At 36.2% G+C, this 15,265-nt stretch carries 19 protein-coding genes and 1 pseudogene; 10 read left to right on the top strand and 10 right to left on the bottom strand.

Annotated features, from left to right (window positions below; genetic code table 11):
* The 3 genes from IGI65_RS13865 to IGI65_RS13875 form a co-directional block, all read right to left on the bottom strand.
* Positions 1 to 153 (bottom strand): diacylglycerol kinase family protein (locus tag IGI65_RS13865; protein ID WP_438774489.1); only part of this gene is annotated, 153 nt, incomplete at its 3' end.
* A gap of 105 nt (positions 154 to 258) precedes the next feature.
* Entirely contained in the window at positions 259 to 837 is a 579-nt protein-coding gene (locus IGI65_RS13870; protein ID WP_438774457.1) for a DUF536 domain-containing protein, read from the bottom strand.
* Positions 838 to 857: 20 nt separating this feature from the next.
* Positions 858 to 1,805, bottom strand: coding sequence for a replication initiation protein (locus IGI65_RS13875; RefSeq protein ID WP_438774458.1), 948 nt, complete (start codon positions 1,803 to 1,805; stop codon positions 858 to 860).
* A gap of 541 nt (positions 1,806 to 2,346) precedes the next feature.
* Here IGI65_RS13875 and IGI65_RS13880 point away from each other — a divergent pair.
* Positions 2,347 to 2,406: a type I toxin-antitoxin system Fst family toxin gene (locus IGI65_RS13880; RefSeq protein ID WP_208775826.1), complete on the top strand. Its 60-nt coding sequence runs from the start codon at positions 2,347 to 2,349 to the stop codon at positions 2,404 to 2,406.
* 1,077 nt (positions 2,407 to 3,483) lie between these two features.
* Here the strand turns inward: IGI65_RS13880 and IGI65_RS13885 are convergent.
* The gene (locus IGI65_RS13885) at positions 3,484 to 3,645 is read right to left on the bottom strand and encodes a relaxase/mobilization nuclease domain-containing protein (protein ID WP_438774459.1); all 162 of its coding nucleotides are present in this window, start codon (positions 3,643 to 3,645) and stop codon (positions 3,484 to 3,486) included.
* 308 nt (positions 3,646 to 3,953) lie between these two features.
* Here IGI65_RS13885 and IGI65_RS13890 point away from each other — a divergent pair, with 308 nt between their 5' ends.
* Positions 3,954 to 4,754: a hypothetical protein gene (locus IGI65_RS13890; RefSeq protein ID WP_438774460.1), complete on the top strand. Its 801-nt coding sequence runs from the start codon at positions 3,954 to 3,956 to the stop codon at positions 4,752 to 4,754.
* Between the two features lie 908 nt (positions 4,755 to 5,662).
* The gene (locus IGI65_RS13895; RefSeq protein ID WP_146035423.1) at positions 5,663 to 5,761 is read left to right on the top strand and encodes a type I toxin-antitoxin system Fst family toxin; all 99 of its coding nucleotides are present in this window, start codon (positions 5,663 to 5,665) and stop codon (positions 5,759 to 5,761) included.
* Between the two features lie 246 nt (positions 5,762 to 6,007).
* On the opposite strand, the gene IGI65_RS13900 is transcribed toward IGI65_RS13895, so the two are convergent.
* From IGI65_RS13900 to IGI65_RS13910, 3 genes and pseudogenes are all read right to left on the bottom strand, one after another.
* Positions 6,008 to 6,523, bottom strand: coding sequence for a hypothetical protein (locus IGI65_RS13900; RefSeq protein ID WP_438774461.1), 516 nt, complete (start codon positions 6,521 to 6,523; stop codon positions 6,008 to 6,010).
* A 360-nt stretch (positions 6,524 to 6,883) separates the two neighbouring features.
* Positions 6,884 to 7,297 (bottom strand): annotated as a pseudogene (locus IGI65_RS13905) (IS30 family transposase); the annotation flags it as partial.
* A gap of 11 nt (positions 7,298 to 7,308) precedes the next feature.
* Positions 7,309 to 7,533 (bottom strand): helix-turn-helix domain-containing protein, encoded by a 225-nt coding sequence (locus tag IGI65_RS13910; protein WP_438774462.1) that lies wholly within the window; start codon positions 7,531 to 7,533, stop codon positions 7,309 to 7,311.
* 102 nt (positions 7,534 to 7,635) lie between these two features.
* Here IGI65_RS13910 and IGI65_RS13915 point away from each other — a divergent pair, with 102 nt between their 5' ends.
* The gene (locus IGI65_RS13915; RefSeq protein ID WP_438774463.1) at positions 7,636 to 7,968 is read left to right on the top strand and encodes a hypothetical protein; all 333 of its coding nucleotides are present in this window, start codon (positions 7,636 to 7,638) and stop codon (positions 7,966 to 7,968) included.
* A 168-nt stretch (positions 7,969 to 8,136) separates the two neighbouring features.
* Here IGI65_RS13915 and IGI65_RS13920 read toward each other — a convergent pair whose 3' ends face one another.
* The 3 genes from IGI65_RS13920 to IGI65_RS13930 all read right to left on the bottom strand — a co-directional run bounded on the left by IGI65_RS13920 (position 8,137) and on the right by IGI65_RS13930 (position 10,028).
* Positions 8,137 to 8,655: a hypothetical protein gene (locus IGI65_RS13920; RefSeq protein WP_438774464.1), complete on the bottom strand. Its 519-nt coding sequence runs from the start codon at positions 8,653 to 8,655 to the stop codon at positions 8,137 to 8,139.
* Between the two features lie 162 nt (positions 8,656 to 8,817).
* Positions 8,818 to 9,030 carry a hypothetical protein gene (locus tag IGI65_RS13925; RefSeq protein ID WP_438774465.1) on the bottom strand — a complete coding sequence of 71 codons (213 nt, stop codon included), beginning with the start codon at positions 9,028 to 9,030 and terminating at the stop codon, positions 8,818 to 8,820.
* An 899-nt stretch (positions 9,031 to 9,929) separates the two neighbouring features.
* On the bottom strand, positions 9,930 to 10,028 hold the full coding sequence (locus IGI65_RS13930) for a type I toxin-antitoxin system Fst family toxin (RefSeq protein WP_142977086.1): 99 nt from the start codon (positions 10,026 to 10,028) through the stop codon (positions 9,930 to 9,932).
* Between the two features lie 164 nt (positions 10,029 to 10,192).
* Between IGI65_RS13930 and IGI65_RS13935 the strand changes: the two genes are divergently transcribed.
* From IGI65_RS13935 to IGI65_RS13960, 6 genes are all read left to right on the top strand, one after another.
* Positions 10,193 to 10,777: a phospholipase A2 family protein gene (locus IGI65_RS13935; protein ID WP_438774466.1), complete on the top strand. Its 585-nt coding sequence runs from the start codon at positions 10,193 to 10,195 to the stop codon at positions 10,775 to 10,777.
* Between the two features lie 473 nt (positions 10,778 to 11,250).
* On the top strand, positions 11,251 to 11,520 hold the full coding sequence (locus tag IGI65_RS13940) for a helix-turn-helix domain-containing protein (protein WP_438774467.1): 270 nt from the start codon (positions 11,251 to 11,253) through the stop codon (positions 11,518 to 11,520).
* 416 nt (positions 11,521 to 11,936) lie between these two features.
* On the top strand, positions 11,937 to 13,433 hold the full coding sequence (locus IGI65_RS13945) for a primase C-terminal domain-containing protein (RefSeq protein ID WP_438774468.1): 1,497 nt from the start codon (positions 11,937 to 11,939) through the stop codon (positions 13,431 to 13,433).
* A 342-nt stretch (positions 13,434 to 13,775) separates the two neighbouring features.
* Entirely contained in the window at positions 13,776 to 14,273 is a 498-nt protein-coding gene (locus tag IGI65_RS13950; protein ID WP_438774469.1) for a hypothetical protein, read from the top strand.
* Positions 14,266 to 14,868 (top strand): recombinase family protein, encoded by a 603-nt coding sequence (locus IGI65_RS13955; protein WP_438774470.1) that lies wholly within the window; start codon positions 14,266 to 14,268, stop codon positions 14,866 to 14,868. The genes IGI65_RS13950 and IGI65_RS13955 overlap by 8 nt, the downstream gene beginning before the upstream one ends.
* 165 nt (positions 14,869 to 15,033) lie before the next feature.
* Entirely contained in the window at positions 15,034 to 15,234 is a 201-nt protein-coding gene (locus IGI65_RS13960; RefSeq protein ID WP_438774471.1) for a hypothetical protein, read from the top strand.
* Positions 15,235 to 15,265: the final 31 nt, after the last annotated feature.

Below are 15,265 nucleotides of genomic sequence, written 5' to 3' on the forward strand. Positions count from 1 at the left end.
ACGAGCAAATTGTTCCGCATCTCCTTGTTTTTCTGTCTCTTTTACAATAACTTGATCAAAAAAAGCACTTAGCTTTTGTTCCGCTAACTTTTTAAATTCTTTTGCTTTTTCACCACCAGAACTAGGATTGACAATTAATAATGCTTGTTTCATTAAAATCAACCTTTCAAATAAAATAGAGTCAAAATCATAAAAAGATTTTGGCTCTATTTTTTCATATTTTTGTTTTATTGACTATCTTTTTTTGTCATAAAACATTTATTGTTTCCAAAATTGCCACCATTTTTTCTTTATAGGATCCGCTGCAGAAGGATTAAAAACTGGCTTCTTTGTGTCTGTATCTTCTCTTTCTTCCGATACTTCAGATTTTGTAACTTCTTTGGATCCATTATTTATAGAGTCTTCAGCAAAGGTTAAGTGTAACTGCTCTTGTAGTTTCTTAATTTGTTGATTGGCTTGTAAGGTGAGCTGCTGTTGTTGGTCCAGAAGTTTTTGTAAGTGAGAAGTATTTTGTTCTTTGAGAACTAATTGATCACGCAAGAATTGATTTTCTTCTCGCAACTGGAGTAGCAACTCATCCGCAACCTCTATTTTTCTTAATATATAAATGTTTTCATCTTTTGTATGTTCAGATTCATGCAACCTATCTAGCAACCTTTGGTTGTCTAAGTTGCGTGCAAATTGCAATACTCCAGAACGCAATATTATCTTATATCCACGATCATTTTTTGCTATCATAGACGGATCTAATTTATCAATATGTTTTGATAGTGCTTGCCGACTAATTTCAAATAATTCCGATAATTCCCTTATTGTAAAGGTTTCTTGTGGTTGCATGCTAGTTGCCTCCTAAGTTGCTACTGGAATAAATTGTCTAAATCAGACAGCAAACTTTTTTTATCTTCTTTAGAAATATCAAGTTCTACTTGTTCAGTCTCCTCTTTAGCAAATTTTTGCTGTTGAGCTTTAAAATCAGCTTCATGTGTCCCTAATGGGAAATTTAATATACGATCTTTTGAACGCCATTTTTCCTCTTGAGATAGTTCACTGTTGTGTTCAATATTAAATAATTTTTTTCGCAGCTCTTCTTGTTTGCCTTTAGAAAAATAATCTGAATTTTTTATTTCAGATTTCCAAGTAAAACGATATCCGATAACTGGTTTCCCTCGGCCTTTTCCATATTTTTTTCGAATGGTTAATCCATGAAAAAGAGGGGACAATTCTTCTTTTATTGGTTTTAAAACAGTTCGATCAATTTCACCTAAATTTTTTTGATAACTTTTAGGGATATCCATTAATTCAATAAAATCTTCTTTAGAAAATTCAACCCATCCTTGTGTACGAAATTGTTTTAGTAAACGAAAAGCTGTTTTAGCATAACCACTTTTTAAATCACGAAATTCTGTCAAAGAATAACGAACCCAAGTATCTAGGTTGTTGAGCAGTGGTAATGCCATTTCATGTACTTGTACATCTACATAAGGATTAGGATCATCTCCATTAATATCAAACTGAGTAAACATTACGAACATTTGTCTGCGTTTACCAGATTTAGATACTTTGCTAAATGCTAAACCTAGTAATTTTTCATAGGTATGTTGAATATCATCTAAAAAGCGTTTGTTAGCTGTAGGTTTATAGTTGCTTAATTCTTTCAACTGTTCAAATGAAAAGCGAACTATTTGATCTTCTTTGTCCCTCATTCTAGAAACAATGGAAAAAAACAAATTCATTTCTACTGGAGAAAAATGTTTGAGAGGAATTGTATTTAATTCAGCATCATATTTGATTAATTCATTAGCCATTTGATCACCTCTGAATCAATAATAATATAAACTATGGAATTTTTCAATGTAGTACATAATAAAAAGTCCATATATAAACAGACAATTCTCCATAGATAAATCTTTGTACTCCTTGGGAGAGTAAGGATACAGCCGACGGTAAAAAGGTTTAAAAAGAGATTATAAAAGAGGGGGTCAAAATTTCCCGCCTAAAAAAGCACTTTTTTTTAGATAAACAGGTTCGCGAATTTTGCAAAACTGCCAATAAAAAACCAAAAGATAAAAAAGGAGTGAGAGCTAGGCTCTCACATTTTACTTGCAGCGGTCACTCTGCTCCCTCGCTAAAATCAACCCCAGTGGTTCAAGGAAGCCTCTGGGAGGGGCTAGGCACTCGTTTAAGCCGTCTTAAGACGCTCTAAAACCTCCTTATTTTGTTTGTCAAACGCCTTACAGGCGGTCAGGGCAAGCCCTAACAACCCAAAAGCGGCTATGGTATACTCAACTTTGGCAACTGCCCCGTAAGGGGGGTGTAACTATGCTTGAACATTTGATTTCGTAGATTATCGCCCCGCTGTTCGTGGGTCTAGTACTTTTACTCGTTGATCGCTGGTTAGACGATTAGCCGATAATCCAAGCAGTTGCCTTCTAGCCCCAACGCTGAAGTCGCAACAGCGCAAAAAAAAAGCCCTCCTATTCGCCGTAGGAGGGCTTTTTGGTGTAACTATGCTTAGGTTTGATTTCGTTTCGCACATTCAGTATAGCATGGACAAGGAGAATTTTCAATGCGAAGGCTAATAACGCCAAGCTTTCGAAAGTTTTCGCACGAGCCAACACAATGTCCAAACATTGCCCAACGTATACACGGTGGTCACCAGCAGTCCGCCGTACGCGAATTGTTGCTGAAGGAGGTGATAGAGCGTTTCAAAGCCTAGTGTGTGCCACAACGACGTCGTGAGCGCTTGATACAGTACTACTACAAGCACCCCATAAAGCCCAATTCGTAGTCTAGGGCAAATTAATCAATGGCTTGCGCGATTAATTCCAGTTGTTCTTCTTGCGATAACGACTTTGTTTCTTCTTCTTCCCAACTCATATCCAAGCTCCTTTCATCGGCTAAGTGATCGCCCAAGACGTTGCTTTTTGGCCAGCGGTGGGCGTTTTTGTGGCGGGGCGTAGTAAGAACACTTGAAGGCTCTAAGGTCTGTGATGCTTTAAATTTACACCAATGCGTATCGCTGCAAAGTGTCACTGTTTTTTGGCGTAACCTTTCGCGTACCTGACGGATCCGTATTTTTTGGTGTTGTTGCTGCTGTTTTTGGTGACGATTGGTGTTTGAGACAAGAGGAAAGGGGGTGTGTTGGTGTTGTAAGGCTTGTCTGACACGTTCTTCCTGACGCTTTGCTCGTAACGCCAATTCGCGTTGAATGGTTTCTTTTTCATAGGACGAACCTAGTTTGCGGCCAGAAACCTTCTTCTTCCCTTCTAGAAGCTTGTAGGAGACGTTTTGCCCGCGATCTAGTAGTTTTGCCTAAACGAGATAAACCTTCTCCAAACGCGTTATATGAGCTTGTAGACCTATCCCGCATGACGGTATTAATTTTTTGTCGAATGTCGTCTTTCCAGGGTTTTGCCCCGCGACGTCGGAGTTGCAGTTCTGGACTGGTAATTTTTTCATAATGCTTTTGTGGGTGGACAATGGCTAACTCATGTTTTTTAATAATTTATCGTTTAGGCTTTTCACGTGTTTAAATTCATTGTGTTGGTAGTATTTCTTTCCAGTTTCTAGGTTCACTGAATTAATCACAATATGGTTATGATAGTGTTTTTTATCAACATGCGTATAGACGGCGATTTTCTCCACCGCTAAAAGCCACGTTAAAATAACTACTTTCTTTTTTTGTAATAAGGGATTAAACTAGTATATACCCAATATTTAGCAGATATTTATCTAATATTTGTATGATATTTTGACAACATTTATCAAATGAGCTGTCCGCCGCATAAATCCTTTAAGGGCAACATTTCTGTCGCTTTTTTCTCCAATAAATTGGTGAAAAAGTTCCTGACCACTTTCTCACAACTTATTAAAATTAGTTATGAAAAAGTGGTCAGGAACACCGCGACAGAAATAAAGAACAAGATTTATGCGGCGGACAAGAAAGGGAGCATATGAAAAATCCATTGTTAAAAAGTGTAACTATTGAGAGTGAAGACTGCTCAACAAAAGAATTTGTCTTGTATTTATTGAATGAGCTACAAATAAGCACGACGAAACAGTTGTACGAGTATATGAAATTCGATTGGTCTCTTTCGTTGTCTCGATTTAAAAATTTGCTGGTAGAATTGCAAAAAGAACAGTTGATACAAAGTGTGTCGACGTATAAAGGAACCCGTGAAAAAGCATATTTTCTTTCCCAAAAAGGACGGCAGTTTATTCAAAGTAGATACCCAGTACCAGACGTTACTCAATTGCATGTTGTTCAAAAAATAATTGCAGTGAATGACCTGCTCTTGACAATCATTCATTGGTGTGTTACTCAAAATGTGCCAATCTTATCACTTATTACGGCTTATCAAGCTTCAGCTGATACACTTTTTGAGATAAGAAATGAACCAAGATGGGTTGACGCTCGGTTGTTGATTGAATGGGAAAAAGAAGAATATTTTTTTTCGTTTCATGTCTTTCTTCAATGGCTTGATTTTTCTCATGGCTCTGATCGCTTGGAATCATTGCGAAATTCACTTATTTTTGGGTATTCAGAAAGAAAAAACGTCGAAGCGGAGTATAACGAAACGATTCGTGCTTACCCTAATTCTTATGCGATTGCATTGGGAAAAAATGATGGAATCGTGGAACAACTAAGAGACTATCTAACGGAATTGGCGTTTGAAGAGCCAAAGATTGTGGACTATTTGTTTATCGAAAATTATCACGAATTTTTACTGGCGAATTATTTTAAAAAAGCTTGACTCTCTCCTCTCCTTATGCCAAGCATAATATAAGCTTCTGATACTTAGATTCTTAATAGCATTCAATTTTTGGTTGGCCAAATCTTTTTTTCGTTTCTGGAGACTGCCGTTGCAGTAATACTAATCCTAATTTCAATAAGTACATCAGTCTATTTAGTTGTTCATTTGAGATTAAAAAAATAAAAAGAGGGCGTTTTGAGGATTTGCTAAGTGTAATTATAGGAAATCAGTTATTTAAATGTCTAGTTAACATAATCGCTACTCTAAACCAAATTGCCTCTCTATCAAGGATACAGGCGCTGATTTTGTTAATTTATATTGGTCTAGGTAAAAAACTCTTTTGAAGGCTTGATTTTCTGCAGTTATTTCTGTCCGTTTCTTTGTGAATTTTTACCAGTTATTTTTAACTGGCTTGTTAGTCTATTTGATATTTATAGAATAGTGCCAGAAAAAATAGTGTAGCAGTATATGTTCAAAAAGAAAGAGTTGCGAAAGCAGCTTTTTCTTTTTTTACGCAAATTAGTACTAATTTGCTAATATGCTGACTGGAAGACCGACTACTAAATATGCGCATTTTTATGGCCAGAATTCATTAATTTTTTTGTTGATGTTGATTAACCGTTGGCCGAAGAAACTATCGCCAAAATTGCCACCATTTTTTCTCGCTAGTCGGTGCTTTGTCGATCTCTTCAGCACCAGAAGTTGGTTTGTTTTCAGCCTCTCTAAAACGTTTTTAGTGGTTTACAGCTAAACTTGTTTCTCAAGCGCCTTGCAGGCGGTCAGGGCAAGCCCTAACAACCCAAAAGCTAAGCGTGAGACGCATAGCTCATTTTAAGGTAATTATAGTGTCAGGCAAGTATGCTATAATCGAATACGGCAACTTGCCCCTGAGAGAGGGGGTGTTTCTCTTGATAGACAAAATCTTCACATTGGTTATCGCACCAATTTTTGTTGGGCTAGTCATTGAACTAGTTTCTCATTGGTTAGACGAGAAAGACGACAACTAAAAGCAAGTTGCTCTAACTCACACGTTCGGAGTCGCAACGAACGAAAAAAAGCCAACCCTACTCGCAATAGGGTTGGCTTTTGTGTTCCTCTTGTACAAAATCTTCACATTTCGCACTTTAATTATAGCAAGTATCTAACAAAAAATCAAACTCTGAAAATAACCCTAAATAAAAAAAGTTACCCCAGCAATCTAACTGCTGGGGTAACTCACATAAGAAATATTCATAGATATCTTGGGTGTTAAGCTAACAAAACATACTTCCTGCAAGATATGCCGCTCCAACAGCAGCACCTACACCAACGCCTACAGGCCATGCGACTCCTAACGCACCTGCTGCGATTCCATATGCTGTTGAATGCGCAAAACCAGCTACACCAAAACCAGCAGAACACGTATCAAAATGCAAAGTAGGATCAGGTTTTAATTCATTTATTGCATTTGTTAGTTCGCCATTTCCGTTTTCTTTGATAATTTGTTTGTTAAAGGCTTGTATATATTCTTTGATTTGTTCAACAGTAACGGTAGAATTTAACATACCCAGATTTGATTTTAGCTTGCTTTCGTTAGTAATGCGTACTTGAATAAAGTTATCTGAAGTAACGTAAGTATCAAGGTTGTTTCTAATTGTGTCGCCTAATACTATCTCTTCAGAAGAAATGACAGATTCTTCACTTGCAAAAGTAGGTGCTGAAAAACCAAAAAAGGAAATTCCCCCTAAAAGTAATATTAGACAGCTGGCAACAAGCGTTTTGAATTTCATATTATTAACCTCCTAAAAAAAATAATATAGTGATTAAGCTTATAGGAATATAAAAAATTCCCCATAAGATTGAATGTTGTTCCCTATTATTACTGGTACGTTGATTTAAAATGGTATCAATAGTAAATGAAAAAAATAGTAACAAAGCTAAAAATAAAAAAGTTTTGAAATGGAACAATTTAAAAAAAATTGGTGAAAGAATCAATAAGGTCATGCATTGATAAATGGTTAAGAAATATTTCGAGTACACATACTTCAAATTTTCACCTTCATTTCTTCAAAATAATTTTAAAGTATTTGGACTATTAGCCATGAAAAACAAGTTTAATTTCTCGGTTTTTCATTCTTTTCTACTTGTTATCACTCATTTTTTAGCATGTTCAATAATTGCCTTGTTACAGTCGCTGCTTTTCGATCAGGTGCGACTTGTGCCAGTAATTTGCGAGAACAACGGTCAACTACCGTGATAATTACCGCATTTGTTCCTTTCGGACCAACCATCGTATCTATTTCCCAATCGCCCAAGCGTTTTCGGTCTTCAATCTCTTTTGGTCGATCATGAATGCTTTTCCCGCCTTTCATGCGATTCGCTTCTGAAGCACGTTTGATCGGTTTTCCTTTTCTTCGCAGCTGTAAAACAGAACCCACTTTGCCATCACGAATATACCGATAAATCGAACAAAAACTAGGAAAGCTCCGTTCTTGTTTGCGATACACACCACTAATACTCATCGGCGACCAATTCAAAGATAACGACTGATTGATTTGTTCTTTTACCTCAGGTGTTAATTCTCACACGTTTTTCTTGAAGGAAGTCGTTCTTTGGCAGCTGTATGAGCATAAGCAGGCTCATAATGTCCATCTTCTTTGGCGTTTCGTCTTACCTCACGGGAAATCGTCGCGTTACTTCTATCCAGCAACCGACCAATTTTCACATAACTAAACCCTTGACTTAGATAATCAGCGATCGCATTACGTTCAATATTCGTCAAGTGAGTATATTTTCTCAAGAAAGCCTCCCCTTCTTTCCTTTTTTAGAAAAGCATACCATAGTACAACGAAAAATGGTATAATCCATACTATAGGTAACAAAAAAGAAAGGAGCCAAAACCATGAAACCACTCGAAAAAGGCATTGCAGATATTGAAAAAATCCGCAAATTACTTACAACAAAAAGTTGTCGACAAATAGCAAAAGCAACGAATATTCCAGTAGTCACCATTGAAAAGTTAAAGAATGGCGAACGAGCCATAGAAAAACTCAATCTTGCCTATGCGATTCGATTAACAGAATACGCCAACCAACAAAGTGCACCTATTATTGAAATATGGGGAGAAGACCGCATAAAAAATAATACACACCACTTATCAACAAACAAAAAAGACACAGATAAGCAACTATCTATGTCTTTTTGCTTTTTTAGCAACATCATTACCTGTCTATAAAAAAACTGATCAACAAAACAAATATTGAAGCAATAAGCGCGATTGCAATACAATCACCAACATTCGCCAAGAATTGTTGATTTTTTATGCTATACCAAATTAACGTTGATAAAAAAACACTAAGAAATGAACAAATAAATATAAACAGCTTATTATTCTTCAACATGTTTAAAACCACATACATCTACCAAAGCTCCAAATCAAAGAAGCCGCTGCAGCAGCAGGCAACAAGCCTTTAAATGCATATTTCGCTACTAATTTCGCAATTTCAGCAGCCGCTTTCTTCTGAAGCAATCCCACAATTCCCCCACTAATTAATCCCTGAATCGCAGAAACACCTAAAGTATCTTGAATTGCATTAATTGCACATTGTTTCGCACTTGCACGCTGACTATTTGTTACAAAAATTGTTTTCTCAAGTTGCACTAATTCCGGTAATTGACCATAACGCGCATAAACTAAATCAAAATCAAAATTAACAATATTTCCTTTAACATCTGTAATCGCTGCTTCATTTAAGAAAAAATCAATATCCGCTTCTAATTGTTTTATTTCTTCAGAAGAATAGAGTTCTTGCTTTTCCTTCAATTCTTCAGCTGCATAGGCACTTGTACCTGCACCAACTAATACGCTAAACCCAATTAACAATACACCAAACAACGAAAAGAGTTTTACTATTTTCGACATATAGACTACCTCCTTATAGAATTATTTTTTTGATAGATTAATCATTGTTTCGTCATTGTTTCCAAAGCTGATTTTTTCCTGATTTGTTTTACTCCTTTCTGCTTTGTAACAACTTTCACAATCGGAGTATGCCATATTTTTCATCGAAAAAACAGTCTATTCTTAGTGTTTTATAATATCTAGTGCAGAAACCTCATATATATCACTAACTTTCGATTCAGCCGTAACAAAACTAAAACAATAATCTAGTAGTTGTTGTCCAAAGGCTTTTAAACCTCCAAAAGCTTTAGCCAAATCATTTCCTTGCGTGACCAAATATTCTTGACGACTTAATAACTCTTTTATCGCTAGTTCTGCTTTTTTATTTTGACTCATTTTTCTAACTCCTCCTAAAAAATACTCAAAAATCTTTTTTCTCATGTTTTTAGTATAAAATAAAATATGAGAAAAATCACGCACTTTTTTGGATAGTTCCATGCTCTCAGGCTTGATATAGAGCCATTCTTAAGCCCCCTAATGTATTTAAATGTATTCTAGAATGTATTCTATTTATTACGCGCGCGAGAAAAATTTTTTCATTTCGTTTTTTTTAGTTTCCCGCCCTCATAAACTTACTTTTTGTAAGCGAACAGGTTCGCGCATTTTTCTAAACTGGAAAGATTGCTCCCTCCGGTCGCAAAAAGGTGTGCTCGCTACGCTCTCACATTCTCCTGCGCAGTCGCCTAAAGGTTCCTTTGCTTCGAAACCAAAAACCGTTGTTCGTTTTGTTCAAGGAAGCCTTTGTGAGGCACTAGGCGTCGTCTCAGCTGTTTTGAGACAGTCCTAGTATAAAAAATTCCCTTAGTTAGGCTTTCAGGCGCCTTACAGGCGGTCAGGGCAAACCCTAACAACCCAAAAGCAAACCTAGACTCAATAAACAACCTCATATAGCCGTAAAAAGCCATATAAGGCTTATATAGGCGTTAGGCCTTCTTATCGATAGAAAAAAAACTAAGGTCTGAGACAATAAAGGCTTAGAACGCAAAATATGCCGTTTTATAGCTATTGTAGAAAATGTGGTACGATAATTCACGGACACAAAAAACTATGTAGTAAGGACACATTTCCTAGGTGCTTGTGTCTTTATTTTTTATTGGATACTTGCTATAATCAAAGTGCGAAATGTGATGATTTCGAATAGCATTACAACATGAACGCCCAACCTATTCCAATAGGTTGGGCGTTTTTTTTACTTGTTGCGACTGCAAGCACGTGGGTTAGTCAGCAACTGCTTTTTAGTTGTCGTCTCGATTATCTAACCAATGATCGACTAGGGTGGTTACTAGCGCCACAAAAAGTGGGGCGACAACCAATGTGATGATTTCTTTAAGCATCACAACCCCCCTTTCGGGGCAGTTGCCATGAATAAGTATAGCATAATGTAAAAATTGAGATAGGATACGTATAAATAACAATAGTTTATCTTGTTAAGTTGAATTGAATTCGCTTTCATTGTATATTATTAATGTAAAAAATATTTAGAAAAGGGGTGCGAAAGATGATATCGCTAAAGAGAACAAATTGGTTGCGTTTGGTTGTTGCATTGTTGTTTGGTGTATTGGCATTTTCACTCCATGGATTACAAGTTTATGCTAATGAAATTACTGATAATATTTATGCTGATTTCGATTCTAATACATTAATTCTCATGGAGTCCTTAGATCAATATACAACTAAAAAAGAAAACGGTGCCTTAGTATTTGATGTAGACAAAGCTGTTGCTGAACAGCAGAGTCAAGAAGTAATTGAAGTTGGAGAAGTGCTCAACTTAATTTCTAGGGATATTGATAATTATGGTTTTCATGATGGAGCAGAACCCGTTCTTAGAGCATTATTCCCTATAGGTAGTTATGGTAACTACTGTGGAAAAGGAAATAAAGGTTGGAACAAGAATCCCATCGACGATTTAGATAGTGCTTGTAGAGAACATGATAAATGTTTTCAAGGGTTTAATGCTAAAAGTAAAGCTTGTAACAGAGCATTTGTGAGACGGCTTTTACCTATAGTTCAAACAAATAGCCCTTTGACGTATAAAGGAGCTTACGCCGCTGCCGCGTTAAAATTGTTTAGTTCTAATATGTAGTTCAGTAATAGAAAAAATAACAAACAGCCCGAATAGAATTTACGGGCTGTTTGTTTATCTCAAAAAATCAGCTACGAATTATACCCAAAGAATAATACAAATAGTAATCCGATTATGCATAACAGTTCAACAATTAAAAATATGAGAAGAATTGACCCAAAAGCTACTTTTGATAGTCGTTCTCTTTTTTTTAGCATGGAGATTATTCCAATTATTATAATAGCAATTACAGTGATTAGTAGACACGACAATAAAACTTTCATAGATTTCACCTCTTTTTAAATATTATACCAAACAAACTAGACCTACGACGAATAGGTCTGGTTCTTTTTTGTTTGCAGCAGCATGTGTCTGGAAAGAAAGTCCAGGATAAAATCACTTATCACAAATCACAAATCACTTGTGATTTGTGATTTTTATATTATAATTAAATAGAAAGCGTGAAAATTTTTACACAAAGGTTGGTGAGAAACTTGGAATTAGCATTTAGACGACAGCTAAGGGAAATGCGTGGGAAAAAATCACGTAAAAAATTTGCTGAAGAATTAGGAATGAAAGAGTCTAACTACTTAAAAATAGAGTTAGGAAAATCCAATCCAACCATTAAAACACTAGAACGAATGGCTAATTTAACTAACTCAACGTTAGTGATTGAATTAGTTCCTAATGAATCGCCACAAGTAGGGGGAGAACAATTAACCCTAGATTTAGAAGAAACCGAAGATGAAGAAGATAAGCAATAGAGTGTGTAATAATTTTACATATTTCTGTTGCTTATTTTTTTAAAAAGAGGTATACTAAGAACAAGTAATTTTTAGAACTGAAAAAAGAGAAAAAAAGAATACGTGTAATGGGGACATGCAAAAAAAGCACTACTCATTCACTAGGTTCAAAACACGTCGCCAAACGTGTTTTGAACGATTCGATTGATACCCAAACTATCAATGAATCTCTTCTAGTAAAGCTTGCAGTACTTTAGTTGCAACTTATTGATTTCATTATAGCATAACTTTTGCTAGTTTTGAAGCTCAAGAAGTATTATAAAAGCAATTTAAAGGAAAATCAACCTCTACGCTTAGAGAAATTGAACGAAGGTATCAATCGAAGGATTGATACCTTTTTTGGTTGCCATCAATCTCTGAGGAAGGAGGACAAGCCCATGCTTAGCACAGATTCACGGATTATTGAAACGATCCTACATGACGGATTAATGAAATACAAATACAAAAACAGCAAGATCAAACCGCTGCAAACGACACCTGAAACTGTCAAAGGGGCTATTTTTGGCTATCGTGACAAAAACAGCATGATTGCTGGTCGTGGCTTTGTACTGACTTCTGAAGAAGCTGTTATGGAAAATGATTGTAAATTGACTCATTGGACGCCTAATATTTTCCGCTATGGTACATATGCCGACCAGGCACGTCAATTTACTAAGGGACATTCTGAGAACAATTTACGTCAAATCAATACGTTTGTCATTGACTTTGATATTCCCTCAACTGATCAAGCAATCACCACGGGTGATATTTTGACCACAGCGCTTGATTTAGGCTTTATGCCAACTTTGATTATCAAATCAGACAAAGGGTATCAAGCGTATTTCGTTTTAGAAACCCCTGTCTATGTGACGGCTAAATCTGACTTTAGATCGATCAAAGCGGCCAAGCACATTTCACAAAATCTGCGCGAATATTTCGCCCAATCATTGCCCGTCGATTTAACGTGTAATCATTTTGGGATTGCACGGATTCCGAGAAGCGATAATATTGAATTTTTTGACGCTGATTACCGATATTCGTTCAGAGAATGGCAAGACTGGTCGTATAAGCAATCTGATAATACGGGTGTGGGACGTCCACAATTAACCGTATTGAGCGGAACCAAAGGGAAACGTCAGATTGATGAACCTTGGTTTGATCTACTGCTCCATGAAACGAAATTTGCAGGTAAAAAAGGGCTTATGGGGCGCAATAACGTCATGTTTACGCTCGCCTTAGCCTATTTTTCAAGTGGCTCGCCAATCGAAACGTGCGAAACCAATCTTTTGGAATTCAATGATCGATTAGAACACCCACTGGAAGAACGAGAAGTCTTTAAACTGATCAAAAGTGCCTATTCAGAAAATTATCAAGGCGCTAGTCGAGACTATATCCTCTTTCTTTGTCAAGAATGGGTCTCAAGCGAATTAACAACCAAAGACCTCTTTGTCCGTCAAGGCTGGTTCAAATTTAAGAAAAAACGGAGCGATCGTCAACGGGTGCATTTGTCCGAATGGAAAGCTGATCTCATGGCTTATCTTCGTGAAAAAAGTACGGAAAACGAGGCTTATTTGGTGACCACTAAAAAAGCGATTCGAGACGCTTTAGGCATTCCCGAACGGTCACTCGATAAATTGCTGAAGCAACTGAAGGAAAACCAAGAAATCGTTTTGAAAGTCAAAGCAGGACGTCGTGGAGGCATTCAAATTGCAACGGTTCGCTCATTACTAGTAGGCATTATTCAGCGCACTAAAGAGGAACGAACACGCTACATTCAGCAGTTAACGGACTTCTTTGGCTTGACGCAAACAAGGCTTCAGGAGTGGATTCAAACGTTTACGGCACAAGAGGCAACTAGCACGCAATTGGAACTCTTTACCCTCGATACAGGGTGAAAAAATAAAACCCGCACTCTGCCATTACATTTATATCTATGATACTAAAGGGGACTTTAGAAAAAAAAAAAAAAAAAAAAGAGTGAATGTTGTTGTTTAGTTAGGGAAGATTGTAGCCCGAAAACTATTCTTAGGCTTGGACTGAACGAAGTGATGGAAAGGCGAAGAATACGTCGAGGGACAGTGGGAGCGTAGCGAACACTTGTTTTTTTAAGTTGCTATCTTTTTTAGGTCAATAGAGTATACTTATTTGTCCTATTAGGTACTTGGTTGTATAATAGCTTTATAGGATAGGTCATTTAAGTTGAGCATTTAAATACAGACTGGATAGGAGCAAAAGCTATGAGTTGGAGAAAAAATTTCCACAGTTTTAAAAATAAGCAGAAGAAGGAAGAAAGTTTTTTTCCTAGTACACTAAAAAACGAAAAAGATATTATTGTTCAAAAAGAAAACTTTGAACAAGTGAAAATGCAATTTAAAGGAGTAAAAGAGCAAGAACAACTTTTAGATTCTGCTATACCTGATCAAATCTATCAACATTTATTTTTCACACATATTATTTTAGAACAAGCGACAAATCGTCCTTTACGCAAAAATGAAATTACAATATTTTTAGAAACACAAAAGTATGTTCAACTTTTAAAGGACAGAAAAAAAAGTGCTGACGAGCTACTTGATATGCTGTTTGAATTATATATTAAAGGTGCTATATTCGTTGGGAAATATGAAGATGAAAATACAGAAAATATAGGGGTTTATTACGCTCGTAGAGGTATTTATAGCTTTTTCAAAGTATTTATTTATGATATTTCTAAGCGAGAGAAGATTAATCATGAGTAAAATAGGGTATGCACGAGTAAGTAGTAAAGAACAGAACTTAGATAGACAACTGAAAGCATTAGAGGGCGTTTTTAAGGTCTTTTCAGACAAGTTAAGCGGACAATCTACCGAGCGCCCTCAATTACAAGCCATGCTTGACTATCTACGTGAGGGGGATATTGTCATTGTAACGGAATTAGACCGTTTGGGAAGGAACAATAAAGACCTTACAGAGATTATGAATGCCATTCAACAAAAAGGGGCTACGCTGGAAGTTTTAAACTTACCTTCCATGACAGGGATTGAAGACGAAAATTTGAGACGATTAATTAATAATTTAGTCATTGAGTTATACAAATATCAAGCTGAAAGCGAACGTAAAAGAATTAAGGAAAGGCAAGCACAAGGGATTGAGCTTGCAAAGAAAAAAGGAAAATTCAAAGGTCGGCAACTGAAATTTAAAAAAAATGATCCACGGCTACAACATGCCTTTGATTTATTTTTGAATGGTTTATCTGATAAAGAAGTGGAATGCAAAACAGGAATTAATCGGCGAACGTTTAGACGCTATCGTCAGAGATACAATATCTACAGAAAAAAAGAAGAACAGGAATAGATCATTACGGCTTATCTAATGAAAACGTTTTAATTGCTGACGCTAAAGGATAGAAAATATGTTATAATAAAATAAAAAAGTAGTAAAGATAGTTTGTCTGTATAGGCTCTATTGGCTATTTTCTTCGCTTGTCTTTTTGTTTTTTATAAAGAGAGGAGAAATTTTATGAAAAAGCTATTTACATTTTTTATGGTTTGGTTTGCAGGATTTCTAGTTTTAGCTGGGGCAACTAAAACAGCTTCTGCTGATGATTATATGGCTAATCAGGTTAGAGCGGAAAATTTGTTGGTTGAACAAGGGTATTCTATCGACGAAGCTAGAGAAGATTTACAGTTTATGACGATTGCAAACGAGGGTTGGAATTGATGTTTTTGCGCAATCAGAAGCAGGCACTGTT

It is taken from the genome of Enterococcus sp. DIV0755b (assembly GCF_051713765.1).
GTDB lineage: Bacteria > Bacillota > Bacilli > Lactobacillales > Enterococcaceae > Enterococcus_C > Enterococcus_C canintestini.